Origin of the sequence: Lentzea sp. DG1S-22 (assembly GCF_036321065.1) — a bacterium.
In the GTDB taxonomy this organism is placed as follows: domain Bacteria; phylum Actinomycetota; class Actinomycetes; order Mycobacteriales; family Pseudonocardiaceae; genus Lentzea; species Lentzea jiangxiensis.
Genome location: NZ_CP143276.1, coordinates 1,240,709 through 1,260,081 on the forward strand (window position 1 = coordinate 1,240,709; position 19,373 = coordinate 1,260,081).

Here is a 19,373-nt window from a genome sequence, read left to right on the forward strand (position 1 = left end):
TTGGACTTTTCGCTCAATGGGGTTGTCACGTGCACGGAGCACTGCCCCCGTCACGCGGAGCCTCCATCCTGCTGATGGTCGCGAGATCGACGTCCGGCACCGCGGCTCCAGCCGTCCTGGGCTGTGGTGTCCCCGCGACCGTGACGAGTTCACCCTCTGCCGATGCGGGCATTCCCGGCGCCGGCAGCCACGGGTCGTGGCACGAACAGCATTGGGAGGTTCGATGGCAGCGAAGCTGCGTGCGATACCGGGTTCTCTTCCCGTCCTGCCCGCGTCCCGTCGTTCCGCGTCGACGGCTGTGGCCGCCGGATGAAGTCAGGACTCGACGCGGCTCCACGGGACGACGACGCGATGATCGGCACCATCTCCTTTCCTCGGTCGAAGGAGTTCCAGCCAGCTGAGGCGTGGCCGCGCGACATCGCCGACGTGTGCGAGCGCATCTGCCAGCTGACCGGACTGCGCCGCGACCAGGTCACCGAGGACGCCGACCTCGTCGCCCTCGGTGTCGACTCGATCTTCGTGTTGCGGATGGCGGCTCTGCTGCGCAGGCACGGAGTAAGGGTCGGATCCGGTGAGCTGGCGGCACAACCGACCGCGGCGGCCTGGTGGGCGGTCATCCGGCGGAGCCGGCTGCAGGAGCCGGCACCGCGGTCCGCACCCGTGCAGGCCGTGGACGAGTCGGCGCCGTTCCCGCTCGCCACGATGCAGCACGCGTTCTGGCTCGGCCGATCGCCCGGCCAGGAACTCGGCGGTGTCGCCGCGCACTTCTACACCGAGTTCGAGACCCGTGCGGGTGAGGGCGTCGACCCCGCGCGGCTCGGGAGCGCGGTGCGTGCGGTGGTCGAACGGCACGGCATGTTGCGGGTCAGGGTCGGCGCGGACGGGATGCAGCGCATCGACGAGTGCGGGAACTGGCCCGGCCTCACCCTCCACGACCTGCGCGACCTCCCGGACGGCCAGGTGGAGGCGCGGCTGGCGGAGATCCGCGCCCGGCTGTCGAACCGGGTCGTGGATCTCGCCGGGGGCGGGGTGTTCGACGTCGAACTGTCGCTGCTGGCCTCCGGCGCCAGCCGGATGCACCTGAACCTGGAAATGGTGGCGGCGGACGCGCTGAGCCTGCGCAACGTCCTCGCGGATCTCGCGCACCTGTACCGGACCCCGGACGACCCGCTGCCACCACTGCGCTGCAGCTACCCCCGTTATCTCGCTGAGCGTGCGGCGGCGTGCCGCGGCACGAGAGAGCAAGCGCGCGCTTGGTGGAGTGACCGGCTACCGGGGCTGCCGGGCCCGCCCGCCTTGCCGGTGCGGTCCGAGGAGGGTGACACCGGCGCCTTCACCCGTCGCCACCACTGGCTTTCCGCTGGTGACACCACAAAGCTGCGGGAACGGGCCGGGGCACACCGGCTGACGCCGGCAGCCGTGCTCGCGGCGGCGTTCGCCGAGACCGTCGCGGCGTGGAGCGCGGTGGACAGGTTCCTGCTGAACCTGCCCGTGTTCGACCGGGAGCCGCTGCACGAGGACGTGGACAAGCTCGTCGGTGATTTCTCCAGCTCGATCCTGCTCGACGTGGACATGTCCGGTCCGTTGTCCTTCGCCGAACGGGCACACGGGGTGCAGACGCGGTTGCGGGAGACGCTCGGCCAGGCCGGGTACACCGGCGTCGAGGTGCTGCGCGACCTGAGCAGGCTCAACGGTGGCGAACGTGTGCTCGCCCCGGTGGTCTACACCAGCGCGCTGGGTCTGGGCGAACTGTTCGACGCCGAGGTGCGGCGCTGTTTCGGCGAGCCGTGCTGGACGGGCTCCCAGGCGCCACAGGTGTGGCTCGACGCCCAGGTGACGGAGTTCGACGGTGGGATCCTCGTGAACTGGGACGCCCGTGACCGGATCTTCCCGGCGGGGGTGCTCGACGCGATGTTCGACGCCTACGTCGGTCTGGTCCGCGGCCTGCTCGACGGCGCCGCACGGTGGGACGAACCGGTTCCGTCGATGCTGCCACCGCGGCAACGCGCGGTGCGGGAACGGGTCAACCGCACGGCGGGAGCCTCTGCCGGCGCCCCGCTCCACGAGCGCTTCTTCGCCCACGCACGGGCTGTGCCGAACCGCGAGGCGCTGTTGTGGGACCAAGACGGCTCGATGACCTACGGGGAGTTGGCCACCAGGGCGCTGCGGGTCGCGCGACTGCTGCGGGCACAGGGTGTGGAGGTGGGTGACAGCGTCGGCGTCACCGTGCCCAAAGGCGTGGCACAGGTGGTGGCGGTGCTCGGTGTGCTGGCGGCCGGAGCCACCTACGTGCCGTCCGGTGTGGACGTTCCTCCGGCACGGCGGGCCGCCGTGCACCTCGCCGCGGGGGTGCGGTTCGTGCTCGTCGACCGGGCGACGGCGGCGGGTTCGACCGGTCCGGAACCGTTGGTGCTGGAGGATTCCGCCGCGTACGAACCGATGGAAGCGCCGGTGCCGGTCGACCCCGGTTCGCCGATGTACGTGATCTTCACGTCCGGCTCGACGGGAGTGCCCAAGGGAGTGGAGGTGTCGCACCGGGCGGTGGCGAACACCGTCGACGCGGTCAACGACCTGTTCGACGTCGGAGAGGCGGACCGCACGATCGCCCTGTCGGCACTGGACTTCGACCTGTCCGCGTACGACCTGTTCGCGTTCCTCGGGTTCGGGGGCAGCGTGGTGGTCCTGGACGAAGGTCGGCGGCGTGACGCCGCCGCGTGGGCCGAGCTGATCCGCCGTCGGCGTGTCACCGTGGTCAGCGCCGTTCCCGCGTTGCTGGACATGCTGCTCGTCGCGGCGGCCGAAGCGGGTCTGGGCGACTCGGTGCGACTGGTCATGCTCGGCGGCGACTGGGTCACCGTCGACCTGCCGCACCGGTTGCGGGAACTCGTGCCCGGCTGCCGGTTCGCCGGGCTGGGCGGCATGACCGAAGCGGCCATCCACGCCACCGTGTGCGAGGTGGACGAGGTCGATCCGGCGTGGCGTGCCGTTCCCTACGGCACGCCCCTGCGGGGCGTCACCTGCCGGGTCGCGGACAGCAGGGGACGGGACTGCCCGGACTGGGTCGCCGGCGAGCTGTGGGTGAGCGGTGCGGGCCTCGCGGACGGCTACCGGGGTGATCCCGAGCGCACCGCGGAGAAGTTCGTCGAGCACGAGGGCCGCCGCTGGTACCGCACCGGCGACCTCACCCGCTACCTGCCGGACGGAACCCTGGAGTTCCTCGGCCGGACCGACCACCAGGTCAAGATCCGCGGTCACCGGATCGAGCTCGGCGAGATCGAGGCGGTGCTCGCCACCCACCCGCAGGTGGACAAGGCGGTCGCGACCGTCGTGCGGACCGCCTCCCGGCAGCTGGCCGCCGCGGTGGTCGCCGCGGCGACGGTGCGGCCGGCGGCCCTGCGGGCGTGGCTGGCCGACCGCGTGCCGGGCTACCTCGTGCCGGACCACCTCAGCGTCGTGGACGCCTTCCCGCTCACTCCCAACGGCAAGGTCGACCGCAAGGCGATCCACCGGGCGTTGGAGGACCGCCGCGGCCCGCGTTCCGGTGACCGGCTTCCGCTTCGCCCGGTCGAACACGCGGTCGCAGAGGTGTGGTGCGAGTTGCTCGACGTCGACGGCGTGGGCCCTGACGACGACTTCTTCGCCCTCGGCGGAGACAGCCTCCTGGCGACGAGGCTGATGCGCAGGCTCGGCGAGATCGGGCTGGCGGGCGCGGATCTGGCGGACCTGTTCGCCAAGCCGGTCCTGCGCGACTTCGCCGCACGGTTGACGCCGGGCGGTGCGGAGGCACCGGTGGCCGTGCGACCGGACCCGGACCACCGCCACGACCCGTTCCCGCTCACCGACGTGCAACGGGCGTTCTGGATCGGGCGCGACGAGCGCATCCCCCTCGGTGGCGTCGGTTCGCACTTCTACCTCGAACTCGACGGCGTCGACGTCGACCTGCCCCGGCTGGAGGAGGCGTGGAACCGGCTCGTCGCCCGGCACGAGATGCTGCGCGCCGTCATCGATGCCGATGCCACGCAACGGATCCTGCCCGAGGTCCCGCGCTACCGGATCCGCGCGGCCGACGCGGGCCACCGGCCGGAGGCCGTGCTGCACCGGCAGCGAATGTCGTTGTCCCACAAGCTTTTCGACACCGCGACGTGGCCGCTGTTCGAGATCCGCGCGGTGCACCACGTCAGCGGCGGGCGGCGGCACACCCGGCTGCACGTCGGCCTCGACAGCATCGTGATGGACGGGCGCAGCATCATGGTGCTGCTGACGGAGTGGGCCAGGCTGAGCGCCGACCTCGACGCCGAGCTGCCGCCGCTCGGCCTGTCGTACCGCGACTACCTGCTGCAGGTGCGGCCGGACCCGGATCGGCTGGCGCAGGCGCAGGAGTACTGGCGCGAGCGCGTCCGTGAGCTGCCGCCACCGCCGGCGCTGCCCCTGGCCAAGGACCCGGCCACGGCCGGCAGGCCGACGTTCCACCGGCTGCACCACCGCGTCGGCGCCGCCACGTGGACCAGGATCGCCGCCGTCGCCCGCGGGCAGGGCCTCACCCCCAGCGCGGTCCTGCTCACCTGCTACGCGGAGGTGCTCGGCGCGTGGAGCGACCAACGCGATCTGACGGTCACCCTGACCCTGTTCGACCGGAGCGACGTGCACCCGGACGTGCACCACGTCGTCGGGGACTTCGCTTCGCTGCTGCTGCTCAGCCACTGCCGGCGTGACGGCGAGGCGTTCGCCTCGAGCGTCCGCGCGCTTCAGGGGGAACTCGGGCGCGGCCTCTCCCACCGGGAGGCGTCCGGCATCTGGGTGCTGCGCGAGCTGGCCCGGTGCGGCGGATCGGCGTCCGCGTCGATCCCCGTCGTGTTCACCAGCGTGCTCGGCGTCGGCGACGACGTGTCGCTGGACCTGCCCGGCTCGTTCCCGCACCAGGTCTACGGCGTCACGCAGACGCCTCAGGTCTGGCTGGACAACAAGGTGGCGGAGTCCGGCGGCGGGATCACCATCGACTGGGACGTCGTCGAGGACCTGTTCGCCGAAGGCGTCGTGGACGCGATGTTCGACTGCTACGTGCGGCTGGTCGAAAGCCTCGCCGAGGTCGACTGGTCCGCGCCGCCGGCGCCGCTGCTGACCCCGCACGACCGCGCGCTGCGGGACGCCGCGGTGCGCGCCCGGCCCCCTGCTGACGAGGGGGACTCTCATGAACCTCAGCTTCACGAAAGCTCCCCTCACGAATCAACGGGGGAGCGGTGGCAGGGCTTCGTCGAGGAGTCGGTCGCCCGGCTGTGGGGTGAAGTCCTGGGTGTGCCGGAGGTTCGGCGCTCCGACAGCTTCTTCGAGCTCGGCGGCGACAGCATCCTGGCCACCCGCCTGATGATCAAACTCCGCGCGGAGGGGCTGGCCGACGCGCAACTCGCCCGCCTGTTCACCCACCCGGTCCTGCACGAGTTCGCGGCGACGATCACCCGTGGAGTGGCGAAGGCCGCCGGCGCGCTCGCCGCGGACGAGGAACACCGCCACGACCCGTTCCCGCTCACCGACGTCCAGGCGGCGTACTGGCTGGGCCGTTCGCCCGACTTCCAGCTCGGCGGGATCGGCGCCCAGCTCTACGTCGAGTACGAGCACGGGGAGCTGGACGTGCCCCGGCTGGAGCGGGCGTGGAACCGGTTGGTCGCCCGGCACGAGATGTTGCGGGCGGTGGTGACGCCGGACGGCACGCAGCGCATCCTGCCCGAGGTGCCGGACTACGGCATCACGGTCGTCGACGGCGGCGACTCGCCGGAGGACGTGCTGGACCAGGTGCGGGACCGGATGTGCCACGGCGCCATCGACGCGGGAACCTGGCCGTTGTTCGACATCCGGGTGGTGACCCGTGCGGATGGCGGATCACGGCTGTGCGTGGCGTTCGACAACATCGCCGTCGACGGGCTCAGCATCCTGACGCTGTTGTCCGAGTGGGATCGCCTCTACCACGACCCGCGGGCGGTGCTCCCGCCCATCGGCGTCTCCTTCCGCGACTACGTACTGGGTGGCGTTCCGGAACCCAGGGCGCTCGCCGAGGTGCTGGAGTACTGGCGTGGGCGGATGGCGGACCTGCCGCCGGGGCCGGGGTTGCCGCTGAGGATCCGGCCCGCCGAAGTCGCCCGCCCTCGGTTCGTGCGCCGCGAGCGCCGCCTGGACGCCGCGAGGTGGCGTGCCGTCACCGAGCGGGCGAGGGCGTTCAACGTGACACCCAGCGTCGTCCTGCTCTCCTGCTACACGTTCGTCCTCGGCGCGTGGAGCGCCAGTCGCGACCTGACCGTGAACATGACCCTGTTCGACCGGCGTGACGTGCACGCGGACATCAACCGCGTCGTCGGCGACTTCACCTCGCTCCTGCTGGTCGCGGACCGGCCGCGGCCGGAGGAGAGCTGGCTCGACCGGGTGCGACGCCTCCAGGAGCAGGTGTGGCGCGACCTCGACCACCAGCAGGTGTCGGCGGTCCGGGTCCTGCGCGAACTGGCCAAGGAGAACGCCCGCCTGGCGGAGGCCGTGCCGGTCGTGTTCACGAGCATGCTGGGCGTCGACGACGAACTGGCCGGATCGGTGCGCTGGCCGGACCACACCCGGTCGCAGACGCCGCAGGTGTGGCTCGACCACCAGGTCGTCGAGCTGCCGGAAGGGCTGCTGCTGAGCTGGGACTCGGTGGATGAACTGTTCCCGGCGGGTGTGGTCGACGCGATGCTCGGCGCGTACCACGACCTGGTGTCGTGGCTGGCCGAGGGCGACTGGACCGGCGCGGCGCCCGACCTGCTGCCGGCCGATCAGCGGGCGGTGCGGGAGAAGGTCAACGCCACGACCGGACCAGAACCGGAAAGCACCTCCGGCGGGGGACTGTTGCACGGCGCGTTCTTCGAGCGGGCCGCGGCGCACCCCGACCGCATCGCCGTGGTGCAGAGCTGCGGCCTGCGGCTGAGCTACGCAGAACTCGCCCACAAGGCCCGTCAGGTGGCGGGGATGCTGGTCGAGCACGGCGTCGGTCCGGGAGATCCGGTCGCGGTGTGCCTGCCGAAGGGGGCCGAGCAGGTGGCCGCGCTGCTCGGCGTGCTGGCCGCCGGTGCGGCCTACGTGCCGGTCTCCGCCGACCAGCCGCCGCTGCGCGCCGCCCGCGTCCTCGATCGGGCCGGTGTCACGCTGCTGCTGGGCGACGACGCGCCGCGGCCGGACGGTGTGGCGCTGCCGGACGGCGTGCGGTCGCTGCGGATCGGCGACGCGGAGCGGAGCGCGCCGGTCGAGGAGATCGGCGGGGACCCGGACGGGATGGCCTACGTCATCTTCACCTCGGGCTCGACCGGGGAGCCGAAGGGCGTCGAGATCCGCCACCGCAGTGCGGTGAACACGCTCGCCGACCTGTGCGACCGGTTCGGCATCGGCCAGGACGACCGCGTCCTGGCGCTGTCCGCCGCCGACTTCGATCTGTCCGTGTTCGACCTGTTCGGACTGCTCGGCAGCGGCGGGACGGTCGTCCTCGTCGCGGAGGACGAGCGCCGGGACCCGCAGCGCTGGCTGACGCTCGCGCGCGAGCACCGGGTGACGGTGTGGAACACCGTGCCCGCGGTGTTCGACATGCTGCTGACCGAGGCCGAGGCCGGTGCGGGACTGCCCGGCTCGCTGCGCCTGGTCCTGCTCTCGGGTGACTGGGTGGGGCTCGACCTGCCGGAACGGCTCGCGCGGCAGACCGGTGGCGGCCGGTGCGCCTTGGTCGCTCTCGGCGGCGCCACCGAGGCCTCGATCTGGTCCAACGCCTACGAGGTCGGCGCCGTCGCACCGGACTGGGCGTCCATCCCGTACGGCTTCCCCCTGCGCAACCAGAGGTTCCGGGTGGTCGACGACACCGGCCGCGACCGGCCCGACTGGGTGCCGGGCGAGCTGTGGATCGGCGGGACCGGGGTGGCTCGCGGCTACCGGAACGACCCCGGACTCACCGCTGCCAAGTTCGTCGAACACGACGGCATGTCCTGGTACCGCACCGGGGACGTGGGCCGCTACTGGCCGGACGGCACGCTGGAGTTCCTGGGCAGGCGGGACGGCCAGGTCAAGATCCGGGGCCACCGGATCGAACTCGGCGAGGTCGAAGCCGCCGTGTCGGCGTACCCGGGCGTCGGCCGAGCCGTCGCCGCTGTCGTGCCCGGCCGGGGGGACAAGCGACTCGTGGCGTTCGTGCGGCCGCAGGACGAGGATCAGCTCGTCGACCTGCCGCGGTTCCTCGCCGACCGCCTACCGGCCCACGCCATCCCGAGGATCGTCCGGGTGTCCGGCTTTCCCCTGACCTCCAACGGAAAGGTCGACCGGGCCGCGCTGACCGAGGGGCTGGTCCCGGCCGAAGCGGGGCCGGTCGGACAGGCGTTGCTGTCCGACCGCGAACGCACGCTCGCGGCCCTCTGGGGCGATCTGCTCGATCGGACGCCGGGGAACCGGCACGACAACTTCTTCGCACTCGGTGGTGACTCCCTCAGCGCCACCAGGCTGATCCACGGGGTGCGCCGCGCGTTCGGCGTCACGCTGTCGCTGCGTGAGTTCTTCGCCGACCCCACCGTCGCGCATCTCGCAGCCGCCGTCGGCCACGCGATCGCCCGGCAGGGCGAGGACATCGACTCGGAGGAAGGCAGCCTGTGAACATCACCGAACTGCTCACGGAGCTGGAGTGCCTCGGCGTCAGGCTGTGGGCCGACGAAGGCCGCCTGCGCTTCCGCGCGCCGCGCGGTGTGCTCACCGAGGAACGGCGAACAGCGCTGCGCGAGCACAAGACCGAGGTGCTGCGCTTCGTGGAGCGTGAGTCGGCGCTGCCGCGCATCGAACCGGACCCGGCCGGTCGGCACGACCCGTTCCCGCTCACCCCCGTGCAGTCCGCCTACCTCCTGGGGCGGCACCCCGCGTACCCCTACGGGGGCGCGGCCTGCACGAGCTACCTCGAAGTCGAGTTCTCCGCGGTCGAGCCGGAGCGCGTCGAGGAGGCCTGGAACGAGCTCGTCGTCCGGCACGACATGCTGCGTGCCGTCGTCCACGGCGACGGCTACCAACTCGTGCTCCCGGAAGTGGACCACTACCGGATCCCGGTCACGGACCTCCGTGGCGCTCCGCCCGAGCGGGTGCAGGCACATCTGGACGCCTGTCGCGACGAGCTGACGGGCCGGTTGGGGGACACCGCGGTGTGGCCGCTGTTCGCGCTGCGCGCCACCCGAGCCGACGACGTGACGATCGTGCACCTGGCGGTGGAGTTGCTGACCGTCGACGCCGCGAGCCTGCAGGCGCTGCTCGCCGAACTGGCGGAGCTCGTCCACGGCGGTCCGGCGGTCTCGGCCCGGCCGCGGATCACCTTCCGCGACTACGTGCTCGCCGAGCGGAAGTTGCGCGACACACCGCGCTACCAGCGCGACCGGAAGTACTGGCTCGACCGGATCGAGGACCTTCCACCCGCGCCGGTGCTGCCCCTGTCCGAGCAGTGCGCACCGGCCGGCCCGGTGCGGTTCGACAGGTCGCACCGGTGGCTCACCGATGTCGAGCTGACGGGCCTGCGGAAACGGGCGCGCAGGCACGGCGTCACGGTGTCCGCGACCGTCCTCGCGGCCTATGCGGAGGTCATCGGCAGGTGGAGCCGCCATCGCCGGTTCACCCTGAACCTCCCGCTGTCCGGCAGGTGGCCGTTGCACGAGGACGTCGACGCCCTGGTCGGCGACTTCTCCTCGGTCGGTCTGCTGGCTGTCGACCTGGACACGGCGGACACCTTCACCGAACGGGTCCACGCGATCTCGGCCAGGCTGTTCGACGACCTGGACCACCGGCTGTTCACCGGCGTGGACGTGCTGGGTGAGCTGACCCGCGAAGCCGGCAGCCCGGTGCTGATGCCGGTGGTGTTCACCAGCACGGCAGGGCTGGCCACCGGTCCGTCCGTCCGGGTGCGCCGCGGGCTCACCCAGACGCCCCAGGTGTGGATCGACTGCCAGGTCGCCGAGTACGACGGCGGCCTCCTGCTCGGGTGGGACGTGCGGCGGGGCGTGCTGGCCGACGGCGTCGCCGAGGACGCGTTCGAGGCGTTCAGCGGGCTGGTCAGTGCCCTCGCGACCGACGACGACGCGTGGACCGCCCGGTGTCCGGTGGGGCTGCCGGCCGCCCAGCGGCGGCGTCGGGAGCTGGTCAACGACACCACCGTCGACCGTCCCGCGCGGCTGCTGCACGAGCCGGTGTTCGCCTACGCCACCGCGCACCCCGATGAGGTCGCGGTGGTGTCGGGCGACACGGTGATGACCTTCGGCGAGCTCGCGGCGCGTGCCACCGATCTGGCGGGGAGGTTGCACGCGAGCGGGTGCGCGCCCGGCGAGCGGGTCGCGGTCGTGATGGACAAAGGGCCCGAACAGGTCGTGGCCGTGCTGGGCGCGCTGGCCGCGAGCGCGGTGTACCTGCCGATCGACGCGGGTCAGCCCGTCGCCCGGCGGGACCGCGTCCTGCACGACGCGGGGGTTCGGTTCGCGGTGACGAGACCCGGTGACGACGTGGCACGGGACCTGCCGGCGCACGCGCTCGTCATCGATCTCACCGGCGAACCGGTGCACGGCGCGGCACCCGCCGTGCGGGCGGTGCCGTCGGACCCGGCCTACGTCGTCTACACCTCGGGATCGACCGGTGACCCGAAGGGCGTGGTGGTCAGCCACCGCGCCGCGGCCAACACCATCGACGACATCAACCGCCGCTTCGCCATCGGCCCGGCCGACCGGGTGCTGGGGATCGCCGGCCTCGGCTTCGACCTGTCCGTGTGGGACATCTTCGGCGTGCTCGGCGCCGGCGGCGGGCTCGTGCTGCCCGATGCCGGCCGGGCCGCCGACCCGTCGCACTGGGCCGAGGTGATCGACCGGCACCACGTGACGCTGTGGAACACAGTCCCCGCCCAGCTGCAGATGCTCCAGTCGTACCTGGAGTCGGAACCGGGGGCGGACATCTCCGGACTGCGGCTCGCGTTGCTGTCGGGCGACTGGATTCCGGTGGACCTGCCCGACCGGGTCCGCGCGAGGCACCCCCGGCTGAGGATGGTGAGCCTCGGCGGTGCGACCGAGGCCGCGATCTGGTCCATCTGGCACCCCATCGGTGACGTACCGCCGCACTGGCGGAGCATTCCCTACGGCACGCCCCTGGAGAACCAGACGTTCCACGTCCTGGACGACGCTCTGGAGGACTGCCCGGACCACGTGACCGGTGGCCTGCACATCGGCGGCACGGGCCTCGCGGAGGGCTACCTCGGCGACGCCGGGCGCACCGCCGAGCGGTTCATCCTGCACCCGCGCACCGGGGAACGCCTCTACCGGACGGGCGACCTCGGCCGCTACCTGCCCGATGGCACCATCGAGTTCCTGGGCCGCGAGGACAACCAGGTCAAGGTGCGCGGGCACCGGGTGGAGCTCGGCGACGTCGAGGCGGCGATGCGGAGACATCCCGCGGTCGCGGACGCGGTGGTGCTCGCGGTCGGGGAGCGGGACGCACGCAGGTTGGCCGGTTTCGCCGAACTGGCCGCCGGTGCCGGGCCGGCGGAACCGTCGTTCGCCCACGTGGCCGGCGTCGCGACCGCGATGGCGGACGAGGTCGAGGCGAAGATCGGCGGCGAGGACTTCGCCGCCCTGATGCGCGCCGTGGACGAGGTCGCGATCCTCTCGATCGCGGCGAGGCTGCGCGCCGACGGGTTGTTCGCCACCGACGCCGACCGGTGCGACCTGGCCGGGATCGCCGAGGCGGTCGGCGTCTCGGCGCGGCAGAGCAGGCTGCTGCGCCGGTGGATGGCGGCCCTCGTCGACGCGGGAGCGATCCACCTCGACCCCGGCACGGGGATGTACAGCGGTCTGGTCGCCGCGACGGACGAGGACGTCCGGGAGCTCTGGCGGCGGATCGAGGAGCTGGACGAGCGGGTCGGCTACGGCGCCGCGACCCTCGAGTACATCCGCACGTGCAGCAGCCGCCTGGACGAACTCCTCGACGGCCGGCTGGACGTGCGCGAGTTGCTGTTCCCCCAAGGGGAGGTCGGCGCGGCGCACGCCGTCTACCGGGAGAACCTGGTGGGCCACAGCGTGCACCAGATCATGATCGCGACCATCCGGGCGATCGCCTCCGGTCACCCGCACGGCGGGTTGCGGCTGCTGGAGGTCGGCGGCGGTGTCGCGGGCACCAGCACCGAGCTGATCCCCGCGCTGGCCGAGTTCGAGCCGGACTACCTGTTCACCGACATCTCCGAGTTCTTCCTGGGCGAGGCACGGGAGAAGTTCGCAGACTACCCGTGGGTCCGCTACGGCCGGTTCGACATCAACGTCGACGCCCGCGACCAGGGCGTGCTGCCCAACACCGCGGATGTCGTGCTGTGCGCGAACGTGCTGCACAACTCGCGGAACGCGGGCGAGGTCCTGGCGAGGCTGCGCGAGGTCCTGGCGCCTGGCGGCTGGCTCGTCTTCCTCGAACCGACCCGGCAGCACAACTACGCGCTGCTGGTGTCGATGGAGTTCGAGTTCTTCAGCGAGCTGACCGAGTTCACCGACCTGCGCAAGGACACGGGCCAGGCCTTCTTCACCAGGAGCCAGTGGCTCTCGCTGCTGGACGGGGCCGGCGCCCGCGACTCGCTGTGCCTGCCGCCGGCCGGGCACGCACTGGCCACGCCGGGGCAAGGGGTGTTCCTGGCCCGGTTCGACACCGATCGCGTCCGGCTCACCGGTGACGAGCTCCGCGAGCACCTGGACAGTCAGGTGCCGGCGCACATGGTGCCGGCACGACTGGAACTGCTCGACACCATCCCGAGAACCGCCAACGGCAAGATCGACCGAGCCGTGCTGACCGCGTGGGCGGACGCTCCCGGCGGCGACGACAGCGGGCCGGTCGATGAGCCCGCGGACGATCTGGAGCGCCGGACAGCCGCGCTGTGGGCCGAGATGCTGGGCGTCGACCGCGTCGACCGCGGTGCGGACTTCTACTCGCTGGGCGGGGATTCGCTGCTGTTGTCGCGGATGGTCGGCAAGCTCCGCGAGCGCGAACCGGAGGCCGCCTCGCTGGAATGGCAGGAACTCCTGCGGCAGATGCTGCGCGACCCCACGGTGCGCGGTCTGGCCGCCTACCTCCGATCGTCCGGCGACGCGGCACCGGTCGAGAGGTCCGGGCGCTCTTGCCTGATGCGGCTGGCCGGTCCGGCCCGTGGCGGCGAGGACACCGCCACCTGGGTGCTGGTGCACGCGGGTTCCGGCACCCTGCAGCCGTACCAGCCGCTGCTGCCGCACCTGCGCGCGGCCTGTCCCGGTCGCCTGGTGGGTGTGCAGGTCGAGGACTACGACCGGTACCTCGCGTTGCCGCCGGAGGCGGTCGTCGCCCGGCTCGCCGCCGACTACACGTCGGAGCTGCTCGGCACCGGCAACCGGTTCCGGATCATCGGCTACTGCCTCGGCGGACTGCTCGCCACCGAGATCGCCCGCGGCCTGACCGAGTCCGGGGCGGTGGTGGACGGGCTGACCGTCATCAGCTCCTACCAGCCGCCCGCAGTCCACGACGAGCTGATGGTCGAGTACGTGTTCGCGCTGGCGATGGGCACGGACCTGGCCGCGGCCGGGCTGCTCGCGGACGTCGGCGTCTTCAGCGCCGCGGTCCGCTCGATCCTGGACCGGACGCCCGACCACGTCCCCGACGGCGCGCTCGCCGGGCTGACGGGCCGCTTCGCCGACGTCGGCACGTGCTTCCAGGCGGTCGGCCGGAGAAACCAGGAGGACCGCCTCACCGCACTGCACCGCGCCTCCGGCGCAGGCGGGGCCTACAACCCGGGCGACTGCTCCCTGACCGACTTCACCCGCCTGCACTCGGTGTTCCGGCAGAGCATGCTCGCCGTGTCCCGGCACCGCCCGGAGCCCTACCTCGGCCCGATCACGTTGCTGCGCAACAGCGACTCGTCGACGTTGCTCCCCGGCACCCGCGCCGACGTGGGCGAGTTCTGGCGGCGGATCTGCGTCGGCGACCTGACGGTGCACGACATCCCCGGCGACCACTTCGGCTGCGTGTCGGCCGCGCATGCCGCCGGTCTGGGCGCTCTGCTGACCGGCGCGGAGCTGTGAACGGGCCGGTGGCGGTGCTCGGAGCCGCCGGTCTGGTGGGCCGGTCGGTCGTGGGCGTCCTGCGCGAGCTGGGTGTCGGTGACGTGAAGGCCGGCGACCGGGACACCCGCTGGCTCGCCGAGGCCACCGAACACGTTCACGTCGACGCCGACGACACCGCGTCCCTGGCGCGGTTCTGCGCGGGCGCCGAACTCGTCCTCAACTGCGCAGGCCCGTCGTACCTGCTGCTGGACCGGGTCGCCAGGGCCGCGCTCGCCGCGGGAGCCCACTACGTCGACATCTCCGGCGACCGGCCGGTGCACCACCTGCTGACGGCCTCCGGCGCGGTCGCCGGCCCGTCCAGGGTGGTCCTCTCGGCGGGGATGATGCCCGGACTCGCCAACCTGGTGCCGCACGTCCTGGCGGGAGGTGACCTCGCGGGCGCCGACCTGGTGGTGCACTCGGGCGGCATCGAGCGGTTCAGCCGCGCCGCGGCGGGTGACCTCGTGCTGTCGGTCGACGGCGTGGACGAAGCCCAGCAGGACGCGTACTGGTACGGCGAGGCCCTCGCCGCCTGGCGTGGCGGCCGGCCGGTCTCCGGCGCGCTGGCGCCCCTCGAGGACGTCGAGCTGCCCTACTTCCCCGGCCGCGTCTCCCTGGTGCCGTTCCTCACCGCCGACAGCGTGCGGCTGGCCCGGTCGGCGGGGCTCGCCTCCCTGGACTGGTTCACCGTGTTCACCGGCACCCGGCTGCGGCCCGCCCTGTCCCGGTTGCGGGGACGCGTGCCCCGCGAGCGTGCCGCGCTCGCTGCCGCCGCCGACGAGTTGATAGCGGCCGGCGAGGTGGACCGGGCAGGCCAGGATCCCTACTACCTCATGGTTTTCACCCTGCACACCGGATCTTCGGCGCGGACCGCCGTCCTGCGCACGACGAGCAGCTTCCGGCTGAGCGCCGCCACGGCCGCGCTCGCGGTCCGCGCGGTGCTCGACGGCGTGGTGCCGCCGGGTCTGCACCACGCGGACGAGGTGCTGGATCCCACGCAGACGCTGCGCGGCGTGCTCGAACTGGGCGCGTTGTCCGCGTTCGACGTGCACGACCACGACCGATGTTCCGAACCGATCGAGGAAGGGGTGCTGTGACGAGTCCGCCTCGTGTACTGGTGTGCGGCACGTCGTTCGGCCGCGTCTACCTGCGTGCGGTGCACGACGATCCGACGGTCGAGCTCGCAGGCGTGCTGTCCAGGGGCAGCCAGGCGTCGCACCGGTACGCCGACGCGTACGGCGTGCCGTGCTACCGGGCTCCTGACGAGCTGCCCGACGACATCGACATCGCCTGCGTCGTCGTGCGCGCGGGCGTCGCCGGGGGATCGGGCGCCGAGCTGTCCCAGCGGCTGATGGCACGGGGGATCCACGTGGTGCAGGAGCACCTGCTGCACCCGAAGGAACTGTCCGACTGCCTGCGCGTCGCCCGCCGGCACGAGGTCCGGTTCCGGGTGAACTCCTTCTACCCGCACGTGGCGGCCGTCCGGCGGTTCCTGCTGGCGGCACAGGCCATGCGGCGCCGCCAGCCGCCCTTGTTCGTGGACGCGATGGCGGGTGTCCAGGTCCTGTACCCGCTGCTCGACGTGATCGGCCGCGCGGTCGGCGGACTGCGGCCCTGGCGGTTCGCCGACCCGGTCCCTCCTCCACCCGCGCTGGACGAGCTGGCCCGCGTCCCCAGCCCCTACACCCACCTGCACGGCGTCGTCGGCGGGACGCCGGTGTCCCTGCGGGTGCAGAACCACATCCACCCGGCTGACCCGGACAACCACGCGCTGCTGCTGCACCGGCTCTCCCTGGTCTTCGAGTCCGGGGTGCTCACGCTCGCCGACACCCACGGGCCCGTGCTGTGGAGCCCCCGGATGCACAGCGAACGTGACGGAACCGGCCGTCTGATCATGGCAGGACCGGGTACCGAACGGCTGCAGGTGCCGGGCACCGAGCCGGTGGGAGAGGGCACCGGCCCGACCTTCCGCGAGGTGTTCGACCGGGTGTGGCCGGACGCCGTGCGGGTCGCGCTGGGCGAGTTGCGCGCGGACATCGCCGACGAACACCGGTCGGCGAGGGCGGGCCAGTGGGCGCTCACCGTCGCCGGTATGTGGCAGGACCTCACCGGACGACTCGGCGAGCCGCGGTTCATCCACCTGGGGTCGCCGGAGCGGGTGGACCTGCCGGAGCTGGTCGCCGCCGAAGCAGTCCTGGAAGAGGACCCGTCGACGAGCGGAGCGGCGTCGCGAACCGGAGCGGCACCGCGGGCGGTGCTCCGGTGACCACCGCGTCGTTCCTGGCGCCGCTGCGCCGGACGCTCGGCTCGCTCAGCGAGCTGAAGGAGTTCTCCACCGACCCCTGCCGCGCGATGGAGCGGCTGCACGCCCGTCACGGTCCGGTCTCCTGGCTGGGCGCGGGACCGGTCCGGTTCGCCCTGTTGCTCGGTCAGGAGAGCACGGGGTTCGTCCTCGCCAACCCCGAGCTGTTCAGCTGGCAGCGCGCCTTCGGGAGCCTCGTGCCGCTCGCCGGCCCCGGCGCGTTGCTGGTCAACGACGGAGAGCGGCACCGGCGACTCCGCAGACTCGTGCAACCGGCGTTCACCGCACGCAGGGCCGCCGGCCACACCGGCACGGTGCGGCGGCACGTCGACCGGGTCCTCGGCGCCTGGCGAGCCGGTGAGGTGGTCGAGGTGCACCGGCAGTTCCGGTTCGCCCTGCGCGACGCCATGGTGGAGATCCTCTTCGGGCCCGGTGCCCTCACGCGCGCGGACAGTCTGCGGGGCCACCTCCAGACCATCCACCAGGCGGTCGACGCCGGCCCGCTGCTCCGCAAGGTGCAGGGCCTGGGAACGCCGTCGTGGAAGCGTGCGGTCGCCGCCCGTGAGGCCGTCCGGTGCTGGGTGGCCGAGGAGGGCGAGCGGCGCAGGTCCGGGGGAGTGCCCGCGGGAGCCGACGTGATGTCCACGCTGCTCGCCGGTGGGGCAGGAGGGCTTCCTCCGCTGACCGACGACGAGATCTGCGACCAGTTGATCAGTTTCTGGGAAGCGGCGGCGGAGACGACGTCGGCGACCTTCGCCTGGTCCCTCTACTCCTCGCTGTCCGACCGTGCCGTGTGGGACGCCATCGCGGCCGAAGCGGGCTCCGGCGGCGATCCGGTGGCTGCGCCGAACAGTCTGTCCTATGTAGAGCGAGTGGTGCAGGAGACGCTGAGGCTGTACCCGGCCACCGTGGTGGTCGCGAGGGCGGTGGCGACGGAGTTCATGTTTGCGGGCCAACGGTTTCCGATCGGGACCAAGCTCCTCATCAGTCCGTACCACACCCACCGGCTGGAGAGCCTCTGGGAAGAACCGCTGCGCTTCGACCCCTGCAGGTGGGACACCACCCGGCCGGACTTCCGCAAGCCCCCTCCCGACGCGTTCCTCCCGTTCGGCGGCGGGCCGCACCGGTGTGTCGGCGCGGTCCTGGCGACCACCGTGGTGAGGACCGCGCTCGCCAGGGTGGCCGAGCGGGCGGAACTGCGGCTGGTGCGCGGAAACGCGGAGCCGTCCGGACTCATCGGCATGCGCCCCAAGCACGGGCTGACCGTGCAGGTGCGTGCGGTGGCATCGGCGGGGGAGGAGAGGCGATGACCGCCGATTTCGTCGCGTGGCCCGAGGCGGACGCGGCCCGGTACCGCGCGGCCGGGTACTGGAGGGGAGAGCCGTTCGCCCGGTTCCTGCAGCGGGTGACGGGGGAGTTCGGCGAGCGGACCGCCCTGGTCGATGATCGCGTCCGGCTGACGTACCGCGAACTCGCGGAGCGGGCGCGGCGAGTCGCCTGCGGTCTGCGTGCCCTCGGGGTCGCGGCCGGGGACAGGGTGCTCGTGCAGTTGCCCAACCGCACCGAGTTCGCGGTGCTGTGGTTCGCGCTGCACGAACTCGGCGCCGTGCCGGTGCACACCCAGCCCGGCCACCGGCACGCCGAGATGATCCACCTCGCCCGTCTGTCGCAAGCCGTCGCGTACGTCGTCCCCGACGTCCACGCGAGGTTCGACTACCGGGAACTGGCATCGCTCGTGCGCGCGCATGTTCCGTCGCTGCGGCACGTCATCGTCGTCGGCGACCCCGGCGGTGGCTTCACCGCCTTCGACGACCTGCTGTCGACGGCACCGACACCGATGGCGAACGAGTCGCGGCCCGGAGACCTCGCACTGCTCCTGCTCTCGGGGGGCACCACCGGGCAGCCCAAACTGATACCCCGCACGCACGACGACTACCTCTACAACGCCAGGGCGGCCGCCGAGGTGTGCGGTCTGGACGAGGACTCGGTGTACCTGGCGGTCCTGCCCGTGGCGTTCAACTTCACCATGAGCTGTCCCGGAGTGCTCGGCGTGCTCGGCGCCGGCGGCACCGTGGTGCTCGCGGACAACCCCGACCCGTCGTACTGCTTCGACCTGGTCGAGCGGGAGCACGTGACGATCACGGCGATCAACCCGCTGCTCACCCCGGTGTGGCTGGACGAGGCGATCGCCGCGGCGGCGGACCTGTCGAGCCTCGAGGTCCTCCAGATCGGTGGTGCGCGGCTTTCCGACGACCTGGCGCGCCAGGTCGTCGAGGGTTTCGGCTGCACCCTCCAGCAGGTGTTCGGCATGGCGGAGGGCCTGCTGTGCATGACCAGGCTTGACGACTCCCCCGAGGTGATCGGGACGACGCAGGGCACACCGGTGTCGGAAGCGGACGAAGTGCGCGTCGTCGACGAGTGCGGCGTCGAGGTACCGGAAGGGTGCGTCGGCGAACTGCTCACCAAAGGGCCGTACACACTGCGCGGCTACTACCGCGCCGCCGAGCACAACGCCACGGCGTTCGTGGATGGCTTCTACCGCACCGGCGACCTGGTCCGGCGGCTGCCGTCGGGTCATCTCGTCGTGGTCGGACGCAGCAAGGACCAGATCAACCGCGCCGGCGAGAAGATCTCGGCACCCGAGGTCGAAGGCCATCTCCAAGCCCACCCCGCGGTCCGGCTGGCGGCGCTGCTGCCGGCGCCGGACCCGGTCCTCGGGGAGCGCTCGGTCGCCTTCATCGTACCGAGCGGGGCGTGCGCTCCCACCCGCGAAGATCTCGTGACCTACCTGACCGCGTGCGGACTGGCTGCCTACAAGACGCTCGACGAGGTTCGCCTGCTGAACGAGATGCCGAGCACACCGGTGGGGAAGGCGGACAAGCGTGAGCTGTCCCGCCTTCTGAACGGCGCGGTCGGGCCGTGAGGTCGAGGAGGGGAGCTTTCCCGAACCTCGAGTTCAT

Annotated in this window: 6 protein-coding genes; all 6 read left to right on the forward strand. The window is 72.3% G+C overall.

The annotated features are described in order from the left end of the window. Positions 1-309: 309 nt before the first annotated feature. Genes V1227_RS05445 through V1227_RS05470 form a run of 6 tightly spaced genes read left to right on the forward strand, consistent with a single transcriptional unit; the run spans position 310 to position 19,336 of the window. Positions 310-8,643 carry a non-ribosomal peptide synthetase gene (locus V1227_RS05445; protein WP_329791361.1) on the forward strand — a complete coding sequence of 2,778 codons (8,334 nt, stop codon included), beginning with the start codon at positions 310-312 and terminating at the stop codon, positions 8,641-8,643. Then, a complete protein-coding gene (locus V1227_RS05450; protein WP_329791362.1) occupies positions 8,640-14,090 on the forward strand; it encodes a non-ribosomal peptide synthetase in 5,451 nt (1,816 codons plus the stop codon). Before V1227_RS05445 ends, V1227_RS05450 begins: the two co-directional genes overlap by 4 nt. After that, the gene (locus V1227_RS05455) at positions 14,087-15,208 is read left to right on the forward strand and encodes a saccharopine dehydrogenase NADP-binding domain-containing protein (protein ID WP_329791363.1); all 1,122 of its coding nucleotides are present in this window, start codon (positions 14,087-14,089) and stop codon (positions 15,206-15,208) included. Before V1227_RS05450 ends, V1227_RS05455 begins: the two co-directional genes overlap by 4 nt. Continuing rightward, positions 15,205-16,377 (forward strand): Gfo/Idh/MocA family oxidoreductase, encoded by a 1,173-nt coding sequence (locus V1227_RS05460; RefSeq protein WP_329791364.1) that lies wholly within the window; start codon positions 15,205-15,207, stop codon positions 16,375-16,377. The genes V1227_RS05455 and V1227_RS05460 overlap by 4 nt, the downstream gene beginning before the upstream one ends. Beyond that, positions 16,374-17,723 carry a cytochrome P450 gene (locus V1227_RS05465; protein ID WP_329791365.1) on the forward strand — a complete coding sequence of 450 codons (1,350 nt, stop codon included), beginning with the start codon at positions 16,374-16,376 and terminating at the stop codon, positions 17,721-17,723. The genes V1227_RS05460 and V1227_RS05465 overlap by 4 nt, the downstream gene beginning before the upstream one ends. Then, the gene (locus tag V1227_RS05470) at positions 17,720-19,336 is read left to right on the forward strand and encodes a (2,3-dihydroxybenzoyl)adenylate synthase (RefSeq protein ID WP_329791366.1); all 1,617 of its coding nucleotides are present in this window, start codon (positions 17,720-17,722) and stop codon (positions 19,334-19,336) included. Before V1227_RS05465 ends, V1227_RS05470 begins: the two co-directional genes overlap by 4 nt. The last annotated feature ends 37 nt before the right edge of the window (positions 19,337-19,373 follow it).